General features: G+C 69.5%; 20 protein-coding genes and 1 pseudogene. 9 read left to right on the forward strand and 12 right to left on the reverse strand.

Features of this window, described 5'->3' with window-relative positions; all coding sequences use genetic code 11:
* Positions 1–41: 41 nt before the first annotated feature.
* On the reverse strand, positions 42–2,267 hold the full coding sequence (locus LCI23_RS15810; RefSeq protein ID WP_224947402.1) for an ATP-binding protein: 2,226 nt from the start codon (positions 2,265–2,267) through the stop codon (positions 42–44).
* Between the two features lie 177 nt (positions 2,268–2,444).
* Here LCI23_RS15810 and LCI23_RS15815 point away from each other — a divergent pair, with 177 nt between their 5' ends.
* The 8 genes from LCI23_RS15815 (at position 2,445) to LCI23_RS15850 (ending at position 11,071) form a co-directional block, all read left to right on the forward strand.
* Positions 2,445–4,841 (forward strand): bifunctional salicylyl-CoA 5-hydroxylase/oxidoreductase, encoded by a 2,397-nt coding sequence (locus tag LCI23_RS15815; protein ID WP_224947403.1) that lies wholly within the window; start codon positions 2,445–2,447, stop codon positions 4,839–4,841.
* A 26-nt stretch (positions 4,842–4,867) separates the two neighbouring features.
* The gene (locus LCI23_RS15820; protein WP_224947404.1) at positions 4,868–5,722 is read left to right on the forward strand and encodes an enoyl-CoA hydratase family protein; all 855 of its coding nucleotides are present in this window, start codon (positions 4,868–4,870) and stop codon (positions 5,720–5,722) included.
* Positions 5,723–5,724: 2 nt separating this feature from the next.
* Positions 5,725–6,891: an acyl-CoA dehydrogenase family protein gene (locus LCI23_RS15825; RefSeq protein ID WP_224947405.1), complete on the forward strand. Its 1,167-nt coding sequence runs from the start codon at positions 5,725–5,727 to the stop codon at positions 6,889–6,891.
* The gene (locus tag LCI23_RS15830) at positions 6,891–7,283 is read left to right on the forward strand and encodes a RidA family protein (protein WP_224947406.1); all 393 of its coding nucleotides are present in this window, start codon (positions 6,891–6,893) and stop codon (positions 7,281–7,283) included. Before LCI23_RS15825 ends, LCI23_RS15830 begins: the two co-directional genes overlap by 1 nt.
* A 136-nt stretch (positions 7,284–7,419) precedes the next feature.
* Complete coding sequence (locus LCI23_RS15835; RefSeq protein ID WP_224947407.1) at positions 7,420–8,127, forward strand: hypothetical protein; 708 nt, start codon at positions 7,420–7,422, stop codon at positions 8,125–8,127.
* Positions 8,128–8,133: 6 nt separating this feature from the next.
* Positions 8,134–8,580 carry a GNAT family N-acetyltransferase gene (locus tag LCI23_RS15840; protein WP_224947408.1) on the forward strand — a complete coding sequence of 149 codons (447 nt, stop codon included), beginning with the start codon at positions 8,134–8,136 and terminating at the stop codon, positions 8,578–8,580.
* 117 nt (positions 8,581–8,697) lie between these two features.
* Positions 8,698–10,671: an alkaline phosphatase family protein gene (locus LCI23_RS15845; protein ID WP_224947430.1), complete on the forward strand. Its 1,974-nt coding sequence runs from the start codon at positions 8,698–8,700 to the stop codon at positions 10,669–10,671.
* 76 nt (positions 10,672–10,747) lie between these two features.
* On the forward strand, positions 10,748–11,071 hold the full coding sequence (locus tag LCI23_RS15850) for a hypothetical protein (protein WP_224947409.1): 324 nt from the start codon (positions 10,748–10,750) through the stop codon (positions 11,069–11,071).
* Positions 11,072–11,115: 44 nt separating this feature from the next.
* Here the strand turns inward: LCI23_RS15850 and LCI23_RS15855 are convergent, their stop codons facing one another.
* Both LCI23_RS15855 and LCI23_RS15860 read right to left on the reverse strand, forming a co-directional pair.
* Positions 11,116–13,359, reverse strand: coding sequence for a molybdopterin cofactor-binding domain-containing protein (locus LCI23_RS15855; protein ID WP_224947410.1), 2,244 nt, complete (start codon positions 13,357–13,359; stop codon positions 11,116–11,118).
* The gene (locus tag LCI23_RS15860) at positions 13,356–13,862 is read right to left on the reverse strand and encodes a (2Fe-2S)-binding protein (protein WP_224947411.1); all 507 of its coding nucleotides are present in this window, start codon (positions 13,860–13,862) and stop codon (positions 13,356–13,358) included. Before LCI23_RS15860 ends, LCI23_RS15855 begins: the two co-directional genes overlap by 4 nt.
* A gap of 302 nt (positions 13,863–14,164) precedes the next feature.
* On the opposite strand from LCI23_RS15860, the gene LCI23_RS15865 reads away from it, so the two are divergent.
* On the forward strand, positions 14,165–16,021 hold the full coding sequence (locus LCI23_RS15865; RefSeq protein WP_224947412.1) for a diguanylate cyclase domain-containing protein: 1,857 nt from the start codon (positions 14,165–14,167) through the stop codon (positions 16,019–16,021).
* 5 nt (positions 16,022–16,026) lie between these two features.
* Here the strand turns inward: LCI23_RS15865 and LCI23_RS15870 are convergent, their stop codons facing one another.
* The 9 genes and pseudogenes from LCI23_RS15870 to LCI23_RS15910 form a co-directional block, all read right to left on the reverse strand.
* Positions 16,027–17,364, reverse strand: a complete 1,338-nt coding sequence (locus tag LCI23_RS15870; RefSeq protein WP_224947413.1) for an erythromycin esterase family protein — start codon at positions 17,362–17,364, stop codon at positions 16,027–16,029.
* Between the two features lie 25 nt (positions 17,365–17,389).
* Complete coding sequence (locus LCI23_RS15875; RefSeq protein ID WP_224947414.1) at positions 17,390–18,217, reverse strand: hypothetical protein; 828 nt, start codon at positions 18,215–18,217, stop codon at positions 17,390–17,392.
* Complete coding sequence (locus tag LCI23_RS15880; RefSeq protein ID WP_374041183.1) at positions 18,214–18,912, reverse strand: phosphoribosyltransferase; 699 nt, start codon at positions 18,910–18,912, stop codon at positions 18,214–18,216. Before LCI23_RS15880 ends, LCI23_RS15875 begins: the two co-directional genes overlap by 4 nt.
* A 108-nt stretch (positions 18,913–19,020) precedes the next feature.
* The gene (locus LCI23_RS15885; protein ID WP_224947415.1) at positions 19,021–19,491 is read right to left on the reverse strand and encodes an Hsp20/alpha crystallin family protein; all 471 of its coding nucleotides are present in this window, start codon (positions 19,489–19,491) and stop codon (positions 19,021–19,023) included.
* 105 nt (positions 19,492–19,596) lie between these two features.
* A complete protein-coding gene (locus tag LCI23_RS15890; RefSeq protein WP_224947416.1) occupies positions 19,597–20,073 on the reverse strand; it encodes an FKBP-type peptidyl-prolyl cis-trans isomerase in 477 nt (158 codons plus the stop codon).
* A 17-nt stretch (positions 20,074–20,090) separates the two neighbouring features.
* On the reverse strand, positions 20,091–20,933 hold the full coding sequence (gene fghA / locus LCI23_RS15895) for an S-formylglutathione hydrolase (protein WP_224947417.1): 843 nt from the start codon (positions 20,931–20,933) through the stop codon (positions 20,091–20,093).
* 139 nt (positions 20,934–21,072) lie between these two features.
* A pseudogene (locus tag LCI23_RS15900) lies at positions 21,073–21,459 on the reverse strand (chromate transporter); the annotation flags it as partial.
* A gap of 10 nt (positions 21,460–21,469) precedes the next feature.
* On the reverse strand, positions 21,470–21,643 hold the full coding sequence (locus tag LCI23_RS15905; protein WP_224947419.1) for a hypothetical protein: 174 nt from the start codon (positions 21,641–21,643) through the stop codon (positions 21,470–21,472).
* A gap of 878 nt (positions 21,644–22,521) precedes the next feature.
* Positions 22,522–23,157 carry a phosphohydrolase gene (locus LCI23_RS15910; RefSeq protein ID WP_224947420.1) on the reverse strand — a complete coding sequence of 212 codons (636 nt, stop codon included), beginning with the start codon at positions 23,155–23,157 and terminating at the stop codon, positions 22,522–22,524.
* Between the last annotated feature and the right edge of the window lie 128 nt (positions 23,158–23,285).

A 23,285-nucleotide genomic window follows, 5' to 3' on the forward strand; every position in this document is an offset into this window, starting at 1 on the left:
GGTATCGGCCCGGCCGGCGTCGCCCCAGGGCCGCGCCGCCCCTAGGGCTGGAGGGCCAGCACTTCGCCCAGCTGCACGGTATTGACGGGCTTGACCATGTAATGGTCGAAGCCCGCGGCGCGCGCGGCGTCGCGGTCCTGCTGGCGGCCGTAGCCGGTGGCGGCGATCAGGGTCGCGGCGCTGGTCTGGGGCAGCTGGCGCAGGCGGCGCGCCAGCTCGTTGCCGTCCATGTCGGGCAGGCCGATGTCGAGCAGGCAGACCTGGGGCGCGAACTGGGCGGCGATGGCAAGGGCGTCGTGCGCGTTGTAGGCGATCTCGACCCGGTGGCCGTTCGCGGCCAGGAACAGGTTCAGGGTATGGGCGGCGTCCAGGTTGTCGTCCACCACCAGTACCCGCAGCGGCGCCTGGGCGCTGGCGGCGTGCCGCACCGCTTCCGCGATCGGCGATTCGGCCTCCTCGGTGTAGCGCGGCAGTCGCACGGTGAAGGTGCTCCCCTTCCCGAGCCCCGCGCTGGCGGCTTTCACACTGCCGCCGTGCAGTTCGACCAGGCTGCGCGCCAGCGCCAGGCCCAGGCCCAGGCCGCCCTGCGAACGGTCCGAGGTGCGCTCGGCCTGGGTGAACAGGTCGAACACGTGCCCGACCAGGGCCGCATCCATGCCGATGCCGTCGTCCTGCACCGTCAGCACATGGCTGTCGCCCTCCTGGACCAGGTGCAGCCGGATATGGCCGCCTTCCGGGGTGTACTTGGTGGCGTTGCCGAGCAGGTTGGCGACCACCTGCACCAGGCGCTTGTGGTCGCCCTTGACCGGCGCCGGATGCGGCGGCAGGTCGAGCACCACCTGGTGGCGGCGCGCCGTGATCAGGGGGCGGATCTGCTCGGCGGCGTCGTCGACCACCTTGCGCAGGTCGAGTGTCGCGGTGGAGAGCGAAACCAGGCCGCGCGTCACGCGCGACACGTCGAGCAGGTCGTCCACCAGGCTGGTCATGTGCTCGACCTGGCGCGCGATGATGGCGCAGGTCTGGGTGATCTGGGCATTATCCGAGTGCAGCAGCTTGAGCAGGTGGGCGCCGGTGCTGATCGGCGCCAGCGGGTTGCGCAGCTCGTGGGCCAGCATCGCCAGGAACTCGTCCTTCCTTTGGTCGGCCGCGCGCAGCTCGCGCTCGGCCTGGCTGCGCGCGGCTTCCTTGGCCTGCAGCGCGGTCGCCATTTCGTCGAGGGCCGCAGCAAGCCGGCCAATCTCCTCGTTGCCGTAGCTGATGCCGCTGCGCGCCTCCAGTTCGCCGGCGGCGATACGGCGCGCGGTATCCATCAGCTTGCGCACCCGCTGCACGATCAGGATGTCGCCGGCCAGCCAGGCCCCCGACAGCGCCAGCAGGGTGATCACGGCCAGGCCGAGCAGGGACGTCATCTGCGCCTCGCGCGCGGCCGCGGTGATGTTCTCGACCGGCATCCCGATCGTCACCGTGTATTCCGACAGGGCAGGCCCGCCTACCCGGGCGAAGGCGTGCAGGCGCTCGACCCCGTCCTCGCCCACCAGCAGCACAGGGCGCAGCGAAGGCTCGCGCATCGCCGCCAGCAGGGCCGGGCTGATCTTCTTGCCGAACCAGCGCTCGGGGTCGGGACGGCGCGTGATCAGGCGGCCATCGGCATCGGCCGTCTCCAGGATCGAACCGGGCGGCAGGTTGATGTCGTTGACGAAGGTGTCCAGCCCGGCCAGGTCCATCGCCGAGAACACCACTGCCACCACCTTGCCGCCGCGGTCGGTCACTGGATAGGTGAGGTTGATCGTGTGCCTGCGGATCACGCGCCCGAATACGTAGTCGCCAGCGATGAAGCGGCGCTCGGCGATGGCGCGCCGGAAGTGGCGCCGGTCGCCCAGGTTCACCGGGTGCAGCATTGGCACCGCGCTGCACGTGACTTCGCCATCCAGCCGGATCAGGCCGAAGTTGACATAGCCCTCGTTGCGGTCGAGGACATCGGCCAGCAGCGCATTGCAGCGCCCGGAAGGCCCCGTCAGGTCGGGTACGCTGACCAGGTCCACCAGGATCTGGCGCGCCCGTTCCAGCGACTGCGCCTCGTTGGCGGCGGCCATGCCGGTCAGGCGCTGCAGGTTCTCCTCGGAAGCGCGGATCGCGGCCTGGCGCTCGCGCACGCCGCCCAGTACCGTCATGATGGCGATGGGCGTGATTGCCAGCGCGACCAGCAGCATCAAGCGGCTACGCAGGCTGTTCAGGCGCAGGCGCTGGAGGAAAGTAGTTATCGGCATCGGGCGGATCGGCGTGCAGGAGGGCAGCGGGTTGTGCTTACGTTTCCTTATTGTACTAAACCGGGCTGTCCGCCGTCTCTCCCGCGTACCGACTGCGCCATATATGCCACAGCTTAATTGCTTGACACCTAAACTAATCGCGCATGTAAGATAGAGGATCACCTCGAGGGAGCGGGAATGAATATCGTGTGCGTGGGCGGCGGCCCGGCCGGCCTGTATTTCGGGCTCTTGATGAAGAAGCGCCATCCGGACTACGCCGTCACGGTCGTCGAGCGCAACCGTGCCAGCGACACCTTCGGCTGGGGCGTCGTGTTTTCCGACCAGACTCTGGGCCACCTCGCCGGCGCCGACGAGGAGAGCGCGCGCGCCATCCTGCAGTCCTTCAACCACTGGGACGCGATCGACGTGCATTTCAAGGGCCGCACGGTCAGTTCCGGTGGCCATGGCTTCTGCGGCATCGGCCGCAGGCGCCTGCTGAACATCCTGCAGGAGCGCGGCGCCGCCCTCGGCGTGCGCCTGGAATTCGAACACGAGGTGCGCGACGACGCGGCACTGGCGCGCCACTACGGCGCCGACCTGGTAGTCGCCTGCGACGGCGTCAACAGCGCCGTGCGCCAGCGCCATGCCGACGTGTTCCAGCCCGAGCTCGAGCAGCGCCACTGCCGCTTCGTCTGGCTCGGCACCCGCAGGAAGTTCGATGCCTTCACCTTCGCTTTCGAAGAGACCGAACACGGCTGGTTCCAGGCCCACGCCTACCAGTACGACGGCGATACGTCGACCTTCATCGTCGAGACGCCCGAGGAAACCTGGCGCGCCGCCGGCCTGGAGACGATGAGCCAGGAACAGGCGCTGGCCTTTTGCGAGCGCCTGTTCGCACGCTACCTGGACGGCCAGCCGTTGATGGCCAACGCGTCCCACCTGCGGGGCTCGGCGATGTGGATCCGCTTCCCGCGCATCGCCTGCCGTCACTGGGTGCATCGCCTGCGCCTGGAACAGGCGGACGCGGTGCGCGAGGTGCCGGTGGTGCTGATGGGCGACGCCGCCCATACCGCCCACTTCTCGATCGGCTCCGGCACCAAGCTGGCGCTGGAGGATGCGATCGAACTGGCGCGCTGCCTGGACGATCCGGCGCTGCCGATGGACGCCGCGCTGGCACGCTACGAGGAACTGCGCCGGGTCGAGGTGCTCAAGCTGCAGAGCGCCGCCCGCAACTCGATGGAATGGTTCGAGAACGTCCGCCGCTACACGGCGCTCGAGGCCGAGCAGTTCGCCTATTCGCTGCTCACGCGCAGCCAGCGCCTGTCGCATGAGAACCTGCGCCTGCGCGACCCGGACTATGTCGCCGGCTTCGAGCGCTGGTTCGCCGCGCGCGCCGCCGACCAGGCCGGCCTGCCCGCGCCCCGGGACGACGCGCCGCCCATGTTTACACCGTACAGAGTTCGCGGCATGCTGCTGAAGAACCGCGTGATCGTCTCGCCGATGGCGCAGTATTCGGCGCTGGATGGCACCGTGGGCGACTTCCACCTGGCCCACCTGGGCGCGCGCGCGCTGGGCGGCGCGGCGCTGGTGATGGCCGAGATGACCTGCGTCTCGAGCGACGCACGCATCACGCCCGGCTGTCCCGGCCTGTACACGCCGGCGCACACGGCGGCCTGGCGCCGCATCGTCGACTTCGTGCACGCCAACAGCGACGCGAAGATCGGCGTGCAGCTGGGCCATGCCGGCGCCAAGGGATCGACGCGGCCGATGTGGGACGGCATCGACTTGCCGCTCGAGGAGGGCAACTGGCCGCTGGTGTCGGCTTCCGAACAGCAGTACCTGCACGGGGTGTCGCAGCTGGCACGCGCGGCCACGCCCGACGACCTGGAACGCATCAGGGACGATTTCGTGCGCGCCACCCTGGCCGCGCGCGACGCCGGTTTCGACTGGCTGGAACTGCACTGCGCGCACGGCTACCTGCTGTCGAGCTTCATCTCGCCGCTTACCAACCGGCGCCGGGACGCCTATGGCGGCAGCCTGGAAAACCGCTGCCGCTACCCGCTGGAAGTGTTCGCGGCGATCCGCGCCGTCTGGCCGGAGGCGCTGCCGATCAGCGTGCGCCTGTCGGCCCACGACTGGGTCGAGGGCGGCATCACGCCCGACGACGCGGTGGCGATCGCGCGCCTGTTCAAGGCCGCCGGGGCCGACATGATCGACTGTTCGTCGGGCCAGGTCAGCAAGCGGGAAAAACCGGTGTACGGACGCATGTTCCAGACCCCCTTCGCCGACCGCATCCGCAACGAGGCCGGCATCCCGACCATCGCCGTCGGCGCGATCTACGAGGCCGACCACGTCAACGGCATCGTGTCGGCCGGGCGCGCCGACCTGTGCGCCGTTGCCCGTCCGCACCTCGCCAATCCGGCCTGGACGCTGAACGAAGCGGCGCGCATCGGCTACACGGGCGCCGCCTGGCCGCGCCAGTACCGCGCCGGCAAGCTGCAGCTCGAGCGCAACCTCGAGCGCGAGCGCCAGCTGCAGGCCGCCGGCAGCGGCCTGAGTCCGCAGCAGCTGGCAGCACGCCTGCTTGAAGGCTGATCTTCATTTTTTTCAGGAGCCAACGCATGCATTACCTACCGGGCCAGGCGCACCGGCTGCCGGGCAACCGCGCCAGCCTTGCCGACTACCAGGCCACCCACTTCCAGTTCGCCGTGCACGAGCGGGTGGCGACCATTCTTCTCGACCGGCCGGAGCGCAAGAACCCGCTCACCTTCGATTCCTACGCCGAGCTGCGCGCGCTGTTCCAGGCCCTGGCCTATGCCGACGACGTCAAGGCGGTGGTGCTCACCGGCGCCGGCGGGAACTTCTGTTCGGGTGGCGACGTCCACGAGATCATCGGACCGCTGACCCGGCTCGACATGCCCGGCCTGCTGGCCTTCACGCGCATGACGGGCGAGCTGGTGAAGGCCATGCGCGCCTGCCCGCAGCCGATCGTGGCCAGTATCGACGGCGTCTGCGCCGGCGCCGGCGCGATCCTGGCGCTGGCTTCCGACATCCGCTACGGCACCGCGCGCAGCAAGACCGCCTTCCTGTTTACCCGGGTCGGCCTGGCCGGCTGCGACATGGGCGCCTGTGCGCTGCTGCCGCGCGTGATCGGCCAGGGCCGTGCGGCCGAGCTGCTCTACACGGGGCGCGCGCTGAAGGGGGAGGAAGCCGAACGCTGGGGCTTCTTCAACCGCCTGTGCGAGCCGGACGCGGTGCTGGGCGAGGCCCAGGCGTTTGCCGCCAGCCTGGCGAACGGCCCCACCTTCGCCCATGGCATGACCAAGAAGATGCTGCAGCAGGAGTGGAACATGGGCGTGGACGAAGCGATCGAGGCGGAGGCCCAGGCCCAGGCGATCTGCATGGCCACCAATGATTTCCATCGTGCCTACCACGCCTTCGTGGGCAAGGACACACCCCGTTTCGAGGGAGACTGAGCATGTCCGGTGACGATTTCCTCGACCTGCCTTTCTTCGAGCCACGCCACCGCGCGCTGGTGGGCGAACTGGATGCCTGGGCAGGGGACAATACAGGACACGCGCACGGCGGCGACGTCGATGCCGCCTGCCGCGCCCTGGTGCGCACGCTCGGCGCCGGCGGCTGGCTGAACCACGCGATCGGCGGCGCGGGTCGCACGATCGACACCCGCGCCATCTGCCTGATCCGCGAAACCCTGGCGCGCCACGCCGGGCTGGCCGATTTCGCCTTCGCCATGCAGGGCCTCGGCAGCGGCGCGATCTCGCTGTTCGGCAGCGCGCAGCAGCAGGACACCTGGCTGCCGCGGGTCGCCAGCGGCGCGGCGATCGCCGCCTTCGCGCTGTCCGAGCCACAGGCCGGCTCCGACGTGGCCGCCATGCAGTGCGCCGCGCGCCTCGACGGCGACAGCTATGTGCTCGACGGCGAGAAGACCTGGATCTCGAACGGCGGCATCGCCGACTTCTACGTCGTGTTCGCGCGCACTGGCGACGGTGGCGGAGAAGGCGGGCGCGGCTCGCGCGGCATCTCGGCCTTCATCGTGGAGGCGGACACGCCCGGCTTCGAGATCGCCGAGCGGATCGAGGTGATCGCGCCGCACCCGCTGGCGCGCCTGCGCTTCGACGGCTGCCGGGTGCCGCTCGCCAACCGGATCGGCGAGGAAGGGCAGGGCTTCAAGGTCGCGATGGCGACCCTGGACGTGTTCCGTACCTCGGTGGCGGCGGCCAGCCTCGGTTTCGCCCGGCGCGCGCTCGACGAAGCCTTGCGCCGGGCGCGCGCGCGCGCCATGTTCGGCAAGACCCTGGCCGACTTCCAGCTGACCCAGGCCAGGCTGGCCCAGATGGCAACCGGCATCGACGCGGGTGCGCTGCTGACCTACCGCGCGGCCTGGATGCGCGACGCCGGCAAGCGGGTGACGAAGGAAGCCGCCATGGCCAAGCTCACCGCCACCGAGACCGCCCAGCAGGTGATCGACGCGGCGCTGCAGATGTTCGGCGGCCAGGGCGTGGTCAGTGGCGAGACGGTCGAGACGCTGTACCGGGAAATCCGCGCGCTGCGCATCTACGAAGGCGCGAGCGAGGTCCAGCTCCTGATCATCGCGCGCGAACTGCTGGCCGGGGAGGGCCGCTGATGGACATCCTGCAACCGGCGCACTGGGTGCGCCCCAAGGGGTATGCGAACGGCGTGGCCGCGCGTGGCCGCCAGATCTACGTGAGCGGCATGATCGGCTGGGATGCGCAAGGGGTCTTCCAGACCGACGACTTCGCCGGCCAGGCGCGCCAGGCGCTGGAGAACGTGGTGGCGGTGCTGTCCGAGGCCGGCGCCGGCCCGCAGCACATCGTGCGCATGACCTGGTATGTGCTCGACCGCGCCGAATACCTGGGCGCCGGCGCCGCCCTGGGCGCGGCCTACCGCGACGTGATCGGGCGCCACTACCCGGCCATGAGCGCGGTCCAGGTGGCGGCGCTGATGGAGGAGCGGGCCCGTGTCGAGATCGAGGTGACGGCGGTGGTGCCCGACTGACCCGGCGGCCTGCCGGCAAAGCCATGCAGGGTGAATTGCAAGCTGGCCCGCGCGGCCGTATGCTCGCGGCTTGCCGGCTTCACCGTTCACCTGAAAGCTTGTTCACATGCGCCTGACGATTCCCGCCCGATATGCCATGGCCTGGTCCGTGGCATGCGCCATTGCTAGCCCAGGGGCCTGGGCGACGCCTCCGGCCCAGGTCTACATCGACCGTGGCGAACTGCATTACGTCGGCCCGCTGTCCGCGGAGGCGAACCGGCGCGCCTTTGCGCTGTACGAGGATGGGCAGGACAAGCCGCGCATCCTGTCGATCCGCAGCAGCGGCGGGCCGACCGGCCCCGGGATGGAACTGGGCCGCTGGGTGCGCGCACGGGGCCTGGACGTGAAAGTGATGGAATATTGCATGTCGTCCTGCGCCAACTATGTGTTTACCGCGGCGCCACGCAGGGTGGTCAGCAATTTCGCGGTGGTCGCCTACCACGGCGGCCTGAGCAGCACGGGTTTTGCGCTCGACGAGGGGCAGGAGGCCATGCTGCAGGCCCTGCCGGCCGAGCAGCGCGCGGCCGCCCGCGAAAGGCTGCTCGCGACCCTGCTCGACGCGCTCAAGCCGCAAGCCGAAGCGGAGCGCCAGTTCTTTGCCGATATCGGGGTGCAGCAGCGCATTACCACCTTCGGGCAGGAGAGCCGCAATGCCCAATACCAGCGTCCGGAGTCGATCGGCTGGACCTATTCGCTGGACGACTTCGCCAGGCTCGGCGTCGGCCAGATCCGTGTGGTGAATCCACCCTGGCGCCCGCGCTTCGTCAACGCCAGCACCCCGGTCACCCTGCTCAAGCTGGACTAGCGCAGCATGCGGATTCGCGCGGCAAACAACGGGGACGCGGACAGCATCGTCGAACTGATCGGGCAACTGGGCTACGCGAACGAAGCCGGACAAGTGCGGGAACAGCTGCGCGCCCTGCGCGTGCCGGCGTCGGGCGAGGCCTTCGTCGCCGAGGACGAGGGCAGGGTCCTCGGGCTGGCGGTGGTGCATACGATCAAGCCCTTGCATGTGCCGGCGCGCTGGGCGCTGCTGTCGGCGCTGGTCGTCGATGCCGGAGGCCGCAGCGCCGGCGTCGGCGCGCGCCTGCTGGCCGCCGCCGAGCGCTATGCGGTAACCCAGGGCTGCGCGCAGATCGAATTGTCCAGCAATAGCGCGCGCACCCGGGCGCATGGCTTTTATGAACGTCACGGCTATCAGGAAAAGCGCCGGCGTTTCGTCAAGCAGCTTGCATCGATTGCCAGTCCCGCAGCCTGAGTCCGTGGCGCACGCGCCGGCCCGGGCCGGATGGCGGGTCTGCTACACTGCCTCGTTCATTCACCCAGCCTCGTCACCGCATTGATCCCGACTCCAGCCCCCGAAGGCCTGCCACCCGTGCTTGCCGGTCCCTTGCTGCGCCGCCTCGAGCCGGGCCGGCTCGTGCTCTGGCTGGTCGGCAGCGCGCCGCTCGACCTGAGCCTGGTGCTGGCGCCGCAGGACGGCGCGGAACGCCGGCTCGCGCTCGACGCGCGCCATTGCCGCGTCGTGCGCATCGGGCGCCACGCCTGCGTGCACCTGATCGACGTCGCGCTGCCCGAGCCGCTGCCGCAGGACACCCTGGTCGACTACGACCTGCTGGTGCGGCACGCCGACGGCAGCGAGGCCGGTATCGCGCAGTGGGCGCCGCACCTGCTGCATGCCGGCGCGGCGCGGCCGAACCTGGTGCTGCGCAGCCGCAGCGACAACATCCTGTTCGGTTCCTGCCGCAAGCCGCACCATCCTGCGCCCGACGGCATGGCCCGCGCCGACGCGCTGATGGCCGAACACGCGCGCTACCCCGGACAGGCCGGCGAACGGCCGGCCTTCCTGATGCTGTGCGGCGACCAGGTCTATGCGGACGACGTGGCCGGCCCCATGCTGGCGGCGATCCACACGCTGGTCCAGCGCCTGGGCCTGTACGACGAATGCCTGGAAGGCGCGGTGGTCGCGGACAGCGAGGCGCTGTACCGCCATCCGGCCAGCTACTACCGGCGCGAAGAGCTGCTGCCGGCGGTCCGGTCCAACAACCTGCTGCGCGAGCGCTTCTTCGGCGGCAGCGAAAAGCCGATTTTCACCACGGCGAATGCGCACAACCACCTGGTGACCCTGGCCGAAGTGATGGCCATGTACCTGCTGGCCTGGTCGCCCGTGCCGTGGCAGCTGGTGGAGGAGGCGCCCATGCCCCCGCCCGCGCTGGCGCTCGCGCCGAAACACGTGCAACGCTGGCAGCGCGAAGCGCAGGCCCTGGCGGGCTTCCGGCGCGACCTGCCGCGCGCGGCGCGCCTGATGGCGCACGTGCAGACCCTGATGATCTTCGACGACCACGACATCACCGACGACTGGAACCTGGCGGCCAGCTGGGAAGCCACGGCCTACGGCCACCCGTTCTCGCGCCGCATCGTCGGCAACGCGCTGGTCGCCTACATGCTGTGCCAGGGCTGGGGCAACCGGCCCGAGGTGTTCGGTGCGGCGCTCGACGAGCTGGCGGCGCTGGCCGCCGGCGCCGATGCCGACAACCGGCTCGACCCCGGGGCGCAGGATGCGCTGATCACGCGCCTGCTGTCCTTCCGCCACTGGGACTTCGTGCTGCGGACGGCGCCCACGGTCATCGTGCTCGATACCCGCACGCGGCGCTGGCGCAACCGGCGCCGGCCCGACTACCCCTCGGGCCTGATGGACTGGGAAGCGCTGACCGCGCTGCAGCACGAGCTGCTGGACGAAAAGGCCGCCGTCATCGTCTCGGCGGCGCCGATGTTCGGGCTCAAGCTGATCGAGGTGGTGCAAAGGATCGCCACCTTCGCCGGCATGGCCCTGACCGTGGATGCCGAGAACTGGATGGCGCACCGGGGCGCGGCCAGCAGCATGCTCAACATCTTCCGCCATTCGCGCACCCCGGGCAACTACGTGGTGCTGTCGGGCGACGTGCACTATTCCTTCGCCTACGACGTGGAAGTGCGCGAAGCCGATGAACCCGGGCGCGCGCCGCATGTCTGGCAGATCACCAGCAGCGGCATCAAGAACGAGTTCCCGCGCCGCCTGCTCGATTGGTTCGACCGCCTCAACCGCTGGCTGTACGCGCCACGCTCGCCGCTGAACTGGCTCACCCAACGGCGCGACCTCGCACTCACGCCTTATCTGCCGGACCGGCGCCAGCATGGCGAGCGGGTCTGGAACGGCGCCGGCATCGGCCAGGTATGGCTCGATGCGCAGGGTCGGCCGCTGCGCATCGTGCAGCACAATGCCGACGGCCGGCCCGCGACCCGCTTCCTGGCGCCGGAACAGGGAGCGTCGCCCGCCGCGGCCGCCGGGCAGCCCTTCACGAAACGCTGACGGCCGGCCGCCGCCCGGGCGCCGGGCCGTGCGCGTTTCTGGTACGGTGCAGCCAACGGCAACCGATGGAGGCAGCATGAACAAGCAGATCGTACGCGTGATCGAGAAACTCGAGGATGCCGAGCGCGCGCGCCAGGCATTGCTGGACGCCGGCTTCGACCGGGACGGCATCGAGATCAGCCATACCGGCGACGAAGCCGGCCCCGCGGAAGCGAATTTCACGGTAGGCGACTCGCCCGCCGTCAAGGGCGGCACCGACTACAAGGATGTGTACACGCCGGGACTGGAAATCGGCAAGTGCGTGATCACGGTCACGGCCGACGAGGCGCGGCTGGACAAGGCGGCGTCGATCCTCGGCTACCATGGCGCCCGGGACAACGACCCCGCCCACCGCCACTGAACGGGCGGCGGGATAGGCGCGGCGGGGCGGGTGCGACGGCGGTGCTAGCTCCAGCTCAGGTCGGTCTTGGCGAGCGGTAGCTGGCGCACCCGCTTGCCGGTCGCGGCGAAGATCGCATTGCAGACCGCCGGCGCGAGCGGCGGCAGGGCCGGTTCGCCCAGGCCCGTCACCGGATGGTCGGTCAGGATGAAGTGGGTCTCGATCTTCGTCGGCGTATCCGGCATGCGCAGCAGGCCGTAATCGTGGAAGTTGCTCTGCACGATGCGGCCGTCCTGGATATCCAGTTCGGGGAACATCATGGTCGACAGGCCGTCGATCACCGAGCCTTCGACCTGGTTCTCGGCGCCTGACAGGTTGACGATCTGCGACCCGACATCGGCCGCCACCACCACCCGGTCCACCTTCAGCCGGCCGTCGCGCGATACCGTGACCTCGGCCACCTGCGCCACATAGCCACGGTGGCTGAAGTGGAAGGCGATGCCCTGGCCCTGGCCGCGCGGGAAGGTCTTCTTGCCCCAGCCGGCGCGGCGCGCCACCTCGACCAGCACGTGGCGCATGCGCTTGACGTCGTAGGGCAGGCCGGGCCGCGACAGGCCGCGTTCGCTGCTGGCCGGCACCAGGTCCTTGTTGCCCAGCAGTTCGAGGCGGAATTCCAGCGGATCGCGCCCGCCCGCATGCGCCAGCTCGTCGATGAAGCTGTGCAGTACCCAGGAGAACACGCAGCTGCCCGGCGCCCGCCATGGCCCCATCGGGACCCGGCATTCGAGCAGGGTCTGCTCGAACAGGCAGTTGTCGATCCAGCGCCCCGGGAACTCGTCGGCCGACAGGCTGCCGCCGCTGCCCGGCTGCAGCACGCTTTTCCCCTCGCGCTCGACGCGGTTGGCGAAGCTGACGAAGTGGTTGTGCCAGGCCAGCGCCTTGCCGCTGGCATCGACGCCGCCGCGCAGGAAGTGGAAGCCGCCCGGGCGGAAATGGTCGTGCTGGAGGTCGTCCTCGCGGGTCCAGGTCAGCTTGACCGGTGCCGACAGCCTGCGCGCGATGGCCGTCGCCTCGACGATGAAGTCCGAGCTCAGGCGCCGGCCGAAGCCGCCGCCGCTGCGGATGATGTGCAGCTGGACCTGTTCCTTCGGGATGCCGAAGGTGGACGCGACCAGGGCCTGGCCGGCGCCCGGATTCTGGGTCGGGGCCCACAGTTCGAGCACGCCGTCCGCACGCATCCAGGCGGTACAGTTCTGCGGCTCCATACTGGCGTGCGAGATGAATGGATAGCTGTAGGCCGCTTCCACCACCTTCGCCGCCTTGGCGAGCGCGGCCGGCACGTCGCCGTCCCTGCGCACGGTGGCGGCGCCCGGCCCCCGGGCGGCGGCCTGGGCCTGGGCGGTGAAGCCGGCCCAGCTGTGCGCCGCGCCTTCGCCTTCATCCCACACCACCCGCAGGGCGCCGCGCGCGCGCAGCGCGGCCCAGGTCGAGGTGGCGACGATCGCCACGCCCGGGCGCAGCCCGTTCAGGTTGCCCGTGCCGTCGACGATGAAGGCGTCGCGCACGCCCGGCATCGCTTTCACCGCGTCCAGGTTGGCGCTCACCGGCTTGCCGCCGAACACCGGGCACTTGGCATACACGGCGTACAGCATGCCCGGCAGGCGCACGTCGATGCCGAACAGCGGACGGCCGGCCACGATGGCGGCATTGTCGACGCCGCCGATGCGCTTGCCGAGCAGGCGGTAGGCCGACGGGTCCTTCAATACCACCGCCTGCGGGTCGGGTAGCGGCAGGGTGGACGCCTTTTCCACCAGCGCGCCATAGCCCAGGCGCCGTCCGCTCGGGCCGTGGGAGACGGCCCCCTGCGCGGCGCTGCATTCGGCCACCGGCACGCCCCAGGTCGCCGCCGCCGCTTGCACCAGAATGGTGCGTGCGGTCGCGCCCAGGCGGTGGAAGTGTTCGTAGTTGGTGGGGGTCGAGGTCGAGCCGCCCGCGCCCTGCGGCCCGTAGCGCGCCGTGTCGAGGTCGCCCTGGACCACCTGCACGTCCTTCCATGCGACGTCGAGCTGTTCCGCGATGACCATCGGCAGCGAGGTCTTGATGCCCTGGCCGATCTCGGGCTGCTTCGAGACCAGGGTCACGCGGCCGTCGCGGCCGATGCGGATGAAGGCGTTCGGGCTGAACTCCGGCGCGGCCGCGCGTTCGCCCGCCGCCAGCACGCCTTCGGCCGACATCCCGAGCAGGAGGGCGCCGCCAGCGGCGCTGCTGCGCAGGAAGCGGCGCCGGGAAGGAGAGCGGAGGGCGTTCATTGCTTGCCCTTTCCCGGCGCGGCAGGCTTGGCCGTCCTGCCCTTGGCCGCGATCTCGGCCGCGCGGTGGATGCCGGCGCGGATCCGGGTATAGGTGGCGCAGCGGCACAGGTTGCCCGCCATCGCCGCGTCGATCTGGGCGTCGGTCGGTGCCGGATGCTGTTTCAGGAGCTGGCAGGCGGTCATGATCTGGCCCGCCTGGCAGTAGCCGCACTGGGGCACGTCGAGCTCCTGCCAGGCCAGCTGCAGCGGATGGCTGGCCTGCGGGTCCAGGCCTTCGATGGTGGTGATCTTCTGCCTGCCCAGGCTGGAGACCGGGGTCAGGCAGGCGCGCGCCGGTACCCCGTCGAGGTGCACGGTACAGGCGCCGCATTGGCCCAGGCCGCAGCCGTACTTGGTGCCGACCAGCCCCAGGCTGTCGCGCAGGGCCCACAGCAGTGGCGTGTCGGGTTCGACCTCGACGGTCTGCGCCTTGCCGTTGATGTGCAGCGTGTATTGACTCATGAAGGGAACACCTCGTCGATGGCGGGAAGGGCCGGCGCGCGGCCGGAGTATCCGCCATGCTAATCGAATCGCGCTCGCTCAACAATATTTCGTGTTTCTATATAGAACGAGACAATGTAAGTACGTAGACTATGTAATACTTTGTCGTCTTCCTGAACTGCGTTTTCACTTTCATGACCCAACCCGGTCCCCGCCTGCCATCGGCGAGTCTGAAGCTACGGCTGGCCTCGGTGGCAGCTTTGCTCGTGTTCGCTACCACCCTCCTGGTGACCCTGTCCACACTGTCAGTCGCGGAACGCGACATGAAGTCCGTCATCGGCGCCCAGCAATACACGCTGCTGTCGGGCGCGGCTTCGTTCATGGACGACCGGCTGGCCGCCCGCCGCGCCCAGGTGGAAGCGCTGGCCGGCACCATACCGGCCGCCCTGCGCACCGACTGGGGAGGCTTGCAGCCCTTCCTGAAGCGCCAGATGCGCCTGTGGGGGCCGGACGAATACCTGAACATCGTCGTGTTCGACGGCTCCGGCGAAATGCGGCTGTCGCTGCAACCGCTGCCGGGCATGAAAACGCTGAACGCGCGCGGCAGGGATTACTTCGACCTCGCGCTGGCCACCGGCACGGGGGTGATCTCGCGCCCGATCCGCAGCCGCCTGACGAATAACCTGATCGTCGTCATCAGCGCGCCGGTGACCGACGAGGCGGGCAAGGTGGTCGCGGTGCTGACCGGCAGCGTGGACCTGCGCCGTTCCGGCTTCCTGCGCCAGGTTTCCACCCTGAAGCCCGGCAAGACCGGCTACCTGTTCCTGATGACTTCCGATGGCATGATCATCGACCATCCGGATCCCTCCCGCCTGCTCCAGCACGTGGGCGGCCGGCCGGGCGTCAACCACGGCACCGAGCGTGCGCTGGCCGGTTTCGAAGGCTGGCTGGAGGCGCGCAGCAAGGATGACACCGACTCGATCTACGCCTACAAGCGCCTGCGCACCACCGGCTGGATCCTGGCGGCGCGCTTCCCGACCGCGGAAGCCTTCGCCCCGCTCGAGGCGATGCGGCGCAACGCCTTCTTCAGCGCCGGCGCGCTGGCGCTGGCGGCCGGCCTGCTGGCCTGGGCGGTCGTGTACCGCCTGCTGGGACCGCTGCACGACCTGCGCGAGAACGTGGCCGCGATCCAGCTCGACGGCGCCGGCATCGACGTGCTGCGCGACGGCGGCAAGGACGAGATCGGCGAGCTGGCGCGTGCCTTCCACGCCCTGATGGCCGAGCGCGAGCGCGCCGAGTACGCGCGCGCCGCCAGCGAGCGCCGGCTGCGCACCATCACCGACAACCTGCCGGTGCTGATCTCCTACATCGACCTTGAACAGCGTTTCCGCTTCGGCAACGCGACCTTCGAAAAATGGTTCGGGGTGACGCCGGACACCCTGGTGGGCATGTCCCTTTCCGATCTGCTGGGCGCCCAGGCCGCCGCCGAGATCGGTCCCCACCTCGCGCAGGCCTTCGGCGGCGAGGCCGTGACCCACGAGCTCAGGCTGGCGCTGCGCGGCGAGCACCGCATCCTGCAGGCCACCTACATCCCCGACCACCAGCCCGGCGACGGCGTGGCCGGCGTGTATTCGCTGGTGCACGACATGACCCACGTGAAGGAGGTCGAGGAACAGCTGCTGCAGCTGGCGCGGATCGACAGCCTGACCGGCATCGCCAACCGCCGCATGTTCGGCGAGACCCTGCACCATGCGCTCGACCGGGCGCGCCGCAGCGGCAAGCCGCTGGCCCTGGCCTACCTCGACATTGACCATTTCAAGAAGATCAACGACACCTACGGCCATGGCGTGGGCGATGAGGTGCTGAAGGAATTCGCGCACCGCCTCTGCGCCGGCGTGCGTGCCACCGACACCCCGGCCCGGCTCTCGGGTGACGAGTTCGTCGTGCTCCTGGAGGAGATCGGCAGCCGTGCCGAGGCCGAGCGCATCGCCGCCAAGATCGTGGACGGCATGCGCGTGCCATTCGCCACCAGCGCCGGACCGGTGCAGGCCTCGACCAGTGTCGGGGTCGCGTTGTCTCAGCCGCGCCAGGCCCAGGAGGCGCTGCTGGCCGCGGCCGACAGCGCGCTGTATGCGGCCAAGGGCCAGGGCCGCAACGGCTACGCCTTTTTCGAAGGCTGAGCGGGCTACAGGCCCTGCGGATAGGTTTCGGGCGGCTCGCCCGAATGCCAGCCGCTGGTGGCGTCGAGCGGCGTCACCGCGCTGGTGCGGTCGATGTGGACCACGGCGTCGAACTGCTGCGGCAGCCGGGCCATGAAGTAGTGGCTCTGGCGCTCGCTGCGCGGCAGGTACAGCACGCCGATCGCGCGCTCCAGCCGCTCTTCCATCAGTAGCTCGCGCGCGGCTCCGGGCGCGCGCAGGGGCAGGTAGAAACGCGCGATGCCGACCTCGTGCAGCAGGTGCTCGTAGCTGCCGGGCATGCCCGGGCGCACATGCTTGTGCAGGGCCGGCCCGTCCCACTCCGAGGCGGCGGTGACCCGGCCGTCGTAGGTGGTGAAGCCGATCAGGCAGGCGTCCTGGCCGTAGGCCTTGCGCGCCAGTTCGCCCACGTTCCATTCGCCCTGCCGTCCGATCTCGGTCGCGCGCGCGTCGCCGATATGCGAGTTGTGCTCCCACACGACGATCCGGGCCGGCTTGCCGTCGCGCGACAGGTGACGCGCGAGCGCGTCGAGAGTCTCGGCCATGTGGCTGTCGCGCAGGTTCCACGACGAGACGCGGCCGCGGAACATGGTGCGGTAATACTCTTCGGCGTTCCGGACCAGGCGCGCGTTCTGCTGGGCGTGGAAGTAGGCGTCCTCGGCGCAGGCGCCATCGGCCTGGATGTAGTCGAAGGCGCGCTGCTGCAGTTCCTGGAGCGCGGCCTGCACCCCCTGCTGGCAGGATTCGGACAGGCCGACGCCGGTCGCATAGCCATAGTGCTGGCTGTCCTCGCCGTAGTGGTCGAAGCAGGCGTAGCGGCGCCGGGTTTCCTGGGCCGCAGCCGGATCGACCGCGTCCAGGTAGCGCAGCACTTCCTGGATCGAGGTAAACAGGCTGTACAGGTCGAGGCCGTAGAAACCGGCCCTGGCCGCGGGCGCCGCGTCGTTGCGGGCGCGCAGCCATTCCACGAAGCGCAGCACCGAGGTGTTGCGCCACATCCAGGCCGGGAAGCGCTCGAAGCCGGCCAGGGCGCTGCGGGCGTCCGGGTCCGTGCCTTCGCCGCGCACGTAGCGGTTGACGCGCCACGCATCCGGCCAGTCGGCCTCGACGGCCACCGCCGTGAAGCCCTTTTCCTCGATCAGGCGCTGGGTGATGCGGGCGCGCTCATCGTAGAACTCGGCGCTGCCGTGGGTGGCCTCGCCGAGCAGCACGAAGCGGGCCTCGCCCACCAGGTCGAGCAGCGGGTCGTAGTCGGACGCGGCGCCCGTCAGCGGATGGGCCGCCGCCCGCAGTATGGCGCTGTCGCGATCGGTGCGCGTGGCCATGGCGCTCCCTCCAGCCTGCGTCGGCTCAGTGCAGGTAGCGCCCGCCGGCGGCATCGTCCGGCGCGGCCGGCGGCGCGGCGCCGTGCCGCTGCGCTTCCGGCTGCGTCTGCGGGGTCGACGGCGTGCCGGTCGTGACGGGCATGGCTGGCATGCCGTCGGTGGCGCGCGTGCTGCCCGCGGATTTCCTGCGGCCGATGTTGTCGGTGACGCGGTAGGTCCGGTTGCGCGTGGCCTGCATCAGCAGGGCCAGGGCCGCGAGCCCGACCAGCAGGCCGGCGGGCGAGCGGCGCATCAGGCCGAGCAGGCCCAGCATGCCGCCGCCGACCAGGGCCGGGTGCGGTGCATCGCCGTGCCAGTCGGCGGCGCCATCGCGCGCGTGCGCGTGGCCGTAGGTCTGGCTGGGGCTGCGCTGCCCGCCCAGGCCGCGCAGCCAGGCGCCCAGTCCGCCGCTTGCCCGGCTGCCGCTGTCGTAGTCGGGACTGGCCGTATAGCTGTTGTGACGCGCCGCCGCGTGCCCGGCGTCGCTGTCCTGGCGCAGGCGCCGGACGGCGTTCCCACCTCGTTCGGCGGCCTCGTGCGCGTCATGGCGGGCCCGGTCGGCGCCGCGTGACAGCGCGTCCGTGGCGCTGTCCTTCAGGTCGGCCAGGCGGTCGCCGGCCTGGTGCAGGACATGGTCGACCGAGGCGCCGGTACGGGCCCCGGCGCTGCGCAGCGCCGACAGGGCGCGCGCCCGGCGCGCGGCACCGCGCTCGGGGTCGAGCAGGTACATCATCAGCGCGCCGCCCGCGACTGCGCCTATCCACTTGCCCACATAACCCACGTCGGTGCCGGTCTCGGTTGGTATCGGTTTCATGTCTGCTCCTTTCTGTTGTCCTGGTATGGCTGGCGGACCGCGGGCGCTGCCCATGCCTGCGCCAGCAGGTCCTGCACTTCTTCGTCCTCGGTCTGCCCGAAGGCGCGGTAATACTGGCCGACCGCCTGGAAGCGCGGCGGGGCGAGCGGACAGACCAGCTCGTCGACTCCCTGCGCGAGCCGCGCGAGCGTGTCGGGCGCGCCCACCGGCGCCGCCACCACCAGCCGCGCCACCCCCTGGCGCCGTACCACCTGGACCGCCGCCAGCATGCTGGCCCCGGTCGCGATGCCGTCGTCGACCAGGATCACGCAACGCCCCGCCAGCACCGGCGGCGGGCGCCCGCCGCGGTAGAGGCGGTCGCGCCGTCCGAGTTCGGCCAGTTCGCGCGCGCTCACGCGCTCGACCTGTTCCTGGGTGACGCCCATCAGGCCTGGCACGCCCGGCTGCAGCACGCGCACGCCGCCGCTGCCGATCGCTCCCATGGCGAATTCCTCATGCCCGGGCAAGCCCAGCTTGCGCACCAGCAGGATGTCGAGTTCGGCACCGAGCGCCCGGGCCACCGGGAAGGCCACCGGGACGCCGCCGCGCGGCAGGGCCAGCACGATCAGTCCGGGCTGGCCGGCATAGTGGCGCAGGTGGCGCGCCAGCTGGCGGCCGGCATGGGCGCGGTCCTTGTAGCCTTCGGTATCCAGCATGGTGTGGCGACTATTCTGCAAACGGTGATGCAAACGGCAAAACGTCCGCGCCGCGCGGCGGCGGGCGCCGCAACGCGGTAGGCGGACCATGGAAGCGACGAGCGCTTGCTACTGGATGGTCAGGCGGCGTGCTTCAGTGCCCTGCTTTTTGGGCAGGCTCAGCTGCAGTATGCCGTTCTCGAGCCGCGCCTGCGCCGCACCGTCGTCGATTTCGGTGGGCAGGGCGAAGCTGCGCATGAACCTGCGTGCGGTGCGTTCAGCATACACCACGGTCTCACCCTCGCGGCGTTCGTTTGCCCCGCGGCACTCCGCCTCGATGGTGATGCGCTGGCCGTCCACCGAGACCTTGACGTCTTCCTTGTCGACGCCAGGCAGCTCGGCCTGGATTTCATAGGTCTTGTCGGTCTCGCGCACGTCGAGGCGCGGCGTGGCGGCGCCGTCGCCGGACCAGGCTCCGCCTTCGGCGATGGGCGCGAAGAAATCCTGGAACATGCTCTCGACCATGCGTCCGAACTGGTCCTCGACCGAGCCCGGACGGTAGGCCGGAAGCGCGCTATGGCTTCGTCTGACGAGATTCATGATGGCCTCCATGGATGAACATCGGGATCGCCGGCGGGTGCCGGCAGTTCCTTTATAGGCAAGGAAGGGGCGGTTTTCAAGCGCCCCGGAGCGCGGGCGCGGGCCTCAGCGCACGTCGAGCAGCTCGACGTCGAAGATCAGGCTGGCGTTCGGGGGAATCGGGCCGGCGCCACCGGCGCCGTAGCCCATCGCGGGCGGCAGGATCAGGGTGCGCTTGCCGCCCACCTTCATGCCCTGCACGCCTTCGTCCCAGCCGGGAATGACCTGGCCGCCGCCGACCTGGAAGCTGAACGGCGAACGGCCGCGCGAGGAATCGAACTCGGCCCCATGCTGGGTCGGCGCGGCCGGGTCGTAGAGCCAGCCCGTGTAGTGGACCACGGCGGTGGAGCCGGCCACGGCTTCCTTGCCGGTGCCGACCTGGGCATCGATCTTCTGGAACGCCACCGCAGGTCCTTCGGCCTGGGCCGTGGCGGGGGCGGCGGTGGAGGTGGAGGCAGCCGGAGGCGCGTCGCTGCGCTTGCAGGCGGTGGCGGAAAGGGTCAGCGCGAGGCCGAGCAGGCAGTTGCGCAGGAGTAGGCTCATGTGGTCATTCATGTGGTTCATCCAAGGAGACGGCGGTGGAAACGCAGGTGGTCTTCGACGAAGGTCGAAATGAAGTAATAGCCGTGGTCGTAGCCGGCATGGCGGCGCAGGCTCAGGGGCTGGCCGGCGCGCGCGCAGGCCTGTTCGAAGGCTTCCGGATACAGCTGTTCGGCGAGGAACTTGTCGTCCTGTCCCTGGTCGATCAGGATCCCGCCGGGGAAGGGCGCGCCCGCCATGTCGTTCATCAGCTCGGTGGCGTCATACTGGCGCCAGGCCGCCTGGTCGGGGCCGAGATAGCCGCCGAAGGCCTTCTGGCCCCATGGGGCGCGCATCGGCGCCGCAATCGGCGCGAAGGCCGAAACCGAGCGGAACAGCTCAGGCTTGCGCAGGGCGATCATCAGCGCGCCGTGGCCGCCCATCGAGTGGCCGAAGATGCCGACCCTGGCCGGATCGGCCGGCAGCATGGCCAGCACCAGTTCGCGCAATTCCAGGATGTGGCTGTACATGCGGTAGTGGCGGGCCCAGGGTTCCTGCACGGCGTCGACATAGAAGCCGGCGCCGACGCCGAAATCCCAGCTGTCGGTTTCGCCCGCCACACCGGCGCCGCGCGGGCTGGTGTCGGGGGCGACCAGGATCAGGCCTTCCTGCGCCGCCACCCGCTGCGCGCCGGCCTTGGTCATGAAGGTCTCTTCGGTGCAGGTCAGGCCGGCGAGGTAGAACAGCACCGGCAGGCGCTTGCCTTCGGCGCCGGGGGGCAGGTAGACCGAAAAACGCATCGGCAGGCCGATCGCCTGCGAGTCGGCGCGGTAGAAGCGCTGCACGCCGCCAAAACAGGCGTGTTCGTTGAGGAGTTCGGGCATGGGTGCATCAAGAAGTGGAGAATGGCGCAAGTATGCCTTGCCGCGCGCCGCCTTGCCAGTCTGCTCACACGAAGCCGAGCGCGCCCAGCAGGGCCCCGGCGCCGAGCAGCCACAGCAGATGCAGGCGGGTGCGCCAGAGGATCAGTCCGCTCGATACCGCCGCCATGCCGCGCAGGGCGCCGGCCAGCGCCGGATCGGACGCGTGGCGCGCATGCAGGGTGGCCAGGGCCAGCACCAGCACCAGCGGCAGCGCCAGCAGGCCGGCCATGGCGCTCAGGGCGCCGCCCAGCCCGAACCAGCGGGCGCCGAGCATCATGGCCAGGTTGACGACGTTTGGACCCGGCAGGATCTGGGCCACTGCCCAGTCTTCAATGAATTCTTCCGGGGTCAGCCAGCGCTTGCGCTCGACCAGCTCGCGCTGCACGACGGCCAGCACCCCGCCGAAGCCCTGCAGGGCCAGCAGGGTGAAGGAAAGGAACAAGGCCGGTGCGCGAGGCCGGACCCGGCCGGCTTCCCGCCCACGCATGGGGCCTGCCTCAGCCGCCGCCGATGCCGCGCATGACCTTGCCGCTGCCGCCGCAGTTCGGGCAGGGTTTGCCGTCGACTTTGCCGCTGCCGGCACAGTCTTCGCACACGTCTTCGCCAGCCCCCGGGGTGCCGGGTTGCGCTTCGTCGCCAGGGTTCAGTTCGGGTTCGGGATGAATGCTCATGGAGTCCTCGCAATGGTGGGTGCGCAGGCATTGTAGGCGGCGCCGGCGCGGCGCGGCGCAGCGCTGGACGCTGTGCGAGCCGCCACGGTTTATGCACAAAAATTTCCTAAAAATAATTTTGTGCCTGCGTGTCGACAATTCACGGAAGGCGCACGTAAGCCCTTGATTTATGGGGCTATCAAGGCTGCCTTCCCAATAGGCAAATTGTTGAAAGCCGCACGGATGGCCGCGTGCGCCATGTCAAGCCCCCGCTTTTCCACATACTTATTCACAGACTTTGTGGATATCCGGAAAACTTTTTATAGATGAAGTACTTAGCCGTATATGTGAACGTACTTTATGACATGATTACCAGCAAGCCGGCATGGAGAAGGCGCCCGCGATCGTGCGCAGGCTTGCAAAACGCGGGATTTGGTCTTGCACAAGCTTACTGGATAAATGCACAGTATGGCATTGCCAGTCGCCGCTCCCTGTTCCTGTTCTCCATGCCCGCCGTACTGGCTCGATGCCGCGCAGCATCAGCTGCGCATGCCGGTGCCGGAACGTGCGCGTGCTGGTACGGGAGCGTGCCCGGAATGCCTGGAAATGAACGCAGATGGATGCATGTTGGCGACTTGTCCCCTGGACCGCTGCTGGACCGACGGATGTATGAAATTGGCAACATGCACAGGGAGCATGCATCGCTAAGTCATTGATTTTGGGCCCTTATGTCATTGCCTTCAGAACAGGCAATGTATTGAAACCCGCATCCGTACTGGACTTGCGGCTTGTCAAGTAGTGCTTTTCCACATCTTTATCCACAGTTCTTGTGGATAGTAAAAAATTCTGAATGAAATCAAGGATTTGTGGCAGGGAAGGAGTTTCCCATCCGTCCCATACTACGACTCCACGGCCCGTTTCAAGCGTTCCAGCTCGGCCAGGAAGCGATCCGCCGCCACCGCAGGCGGCCACGGTTCCCACGGCGCGCAGCCGAACCGCGCGACAAGCGGATCCTGGTCCAGCACCGCGGCCCGGATCTTGAGCGTACGCCGCACTTCTTCGCGGGTCCAGCCGGTCACGTGCACGGCTTCGCTGGCGGCGGCCAGGCGGTCGGCCTGCTTGTGCAGGCGGTGTTCCTTTTCGGTCCAGGCCGGCAAACCATAGCGCAGGAAAACCACCTGCTCCAGGCGTTGGGTGAGCGCGCGGAAGCCATCGCCCAGGAAAGGCTTGATTACCGAGATGGCGTCGAAGCCAAGCAGGCCTTCCTCGGCGTCGTGCAACAGCTCGCGCAGGTCCTGCAAGGGGCCAGGCGCGGGCGCCAGCGCGCGGCGCAGCAGCATGACGCTGAGCGAGTGCTGGGCCACCGACAGCGGCAGCGGCCAGGCCGAGTGCCCGCCCCAGCGGTAGGTGCGGGCCAGGCCGAGCGCCAGGTCGGCATCGTCCCAGTCGAAGGGCGTCGGATTCAGCAGGTCAAGGCGCTTGCCGGAAGGCATGCGGACCCAGGCGCGCACGTCGGCGCTGGATGAGTTGTGCATGTGGCGATTCTACACACGGCCCCCGCCATTCTCCGCATAATTGATACAGCCGAAGCGGAAGCGCCGTGCGCTCCCTACACTAGGCCAGCTTGGCGGCCCAAGGGTGGGAACCGCGGACCGTGAACAGG

The organism is Massilia sp. MS-15, assembly GCF_020176695.1.
In the GTDB taxonomy this organism is placed as follows: Bacteria; Pseudomonadota; Gammaproteobacteria; order Burkholderiales; family Burkholderiaceae_D; genus Telluria; species Telluria hydrophila.

Bases quoted from the DNA above. Each gene is read 5' to 3' on its own strand.
- LCI23_RS15810 (WP_224947402.1), bottom strand. From the start codon at position 2,267: ATGCCGATAACTACTTTCCTCCAGCGCCTGCGCCTGAACAGCCTGCGT.
- LCI23_RS15815 (WP_224947403.1), top strand. From the start codon at position 2,445: ATGAATATCGTGTGCGTGGGCGGCGGCCCGGCCGGCCTGTATTTCGGG.
- LCI23_RS15820 (WP_224947404.1), top strand. From the start codon at position 4,868: ATGCATTACCTACCGGGCCAGGCGCACCGGCTGCCGGGCAACCGCGCC.
- LCI23_RS15825 (WP_224947405.1), top strand. From the start codon at position 5,725: ATGTCCGGTGACGATTTCCTCGACCTGCCTTTCTTCGAGCCACGCCAC.
- LCI23_RS15830 (WP_224947406.1), top strand. From the start codon at position 6,891: ATGGACATCCTGCAACCGGCGCACTGGGTGCGCCCCAAGGGGTATGCG.
- LCI23_RS15835 (WP_224947407.1), top strand. From the start codon at position 7,420: ATGGCCTGGTCCGTGGCATGCGCCATTGCTAGCCCAGGGGCCTGGGCG.
- LCI23_RS15840 (WP_224947408.1), top strand. From the start codon at position 8,134: ATGCGGATTCGCGCGGCAAACAACGGGGACGCGGACAGCATCGTCGAA.
- LCI23_RS15850 (WP_224947409.1), top strand. From the start codon at position 10,748: ATGAACAAGCAGATCGTACGCGTGATCGAGAAACTCGAGGATGCCGAG.
- LCI23_RS15855 (WP_224947410.1), bottom strand. From the start codon at position 13,359: ATGAACGCCCTCCGCTCTCCTTCCCGGCGCCGCTTCCTGCGCAGCAGC.
- LCI23_RS15860 (WP_224947411.1), bottom strand. From the start codon at position 13,862: ATGAGTCAATACACGCTGCACATCAACGGCAAGGCGCAGACCGTCGAG.
- LCI23_RS15865 (WP_224947412.1), top strand. From the start codon at position 14,165: ATGAAGTCCGTCATCGGCGCCCAGCAATACACGCTGCTGTCGGGCGCG.
- LCI23_RS15870 (WP_224947413.1), bottom strand. From the start codon at position 17,364: ATGGCCACGCGCACCGATCGCGACAGCGCCATACTGCGGGCGGCGGCC.
- LCI23_RS15875 (WP_224947414.1), bottom strand. From the start codon at position 18,217: ATGAAACCGATACCAACCGAGACCGGCACCGACGTGGGTTATGTGGGC.
- LCI23_RS15880 (WP_374041183.1), bottom strand. From the start codon at position 18,912: ATGCTGGATACCGAAGGCTACAAGGACCGCGCCCATGCCGGCCGCCAG.
- LCI23_RS15885 (WP_224947415.1), bottom strand. From the start codon at position 19,491: ATGAATCTCGTCAGACGAAGCCATAGCGCGCTTCCGGCCTACCGTCCG.
- LCI23_RS15890 (WP_224947416.1), bottom strand. From the start codon at position 20,073: ATGAGCCTACTCCTGCGCAACTGCCTGCTCGGCCTCGCGCTGACCCTT.
- fghA (WP_224947417.1), bottom strand. From the start codon at position 20,933: ATGCCCGAACTCCTCAACGAACACGCCTGTTTTGGCGGCGTGCAGCGC.
- LCI23_RS15905 (WP_224947419.1), bottom strand. From the start codon at position 21,643: ATGAGCATTCATCCCGAACCCGAACTGAACCCTGGCGACGAAGCGCAA.
- LCI23_RS15910 (WP_224947420.1), bottom strand. From the start codon at position 23,157: ATGCACAACTCATCCAGCGCCGACGTGCGCGCCTGGGTCCGCATGCCT.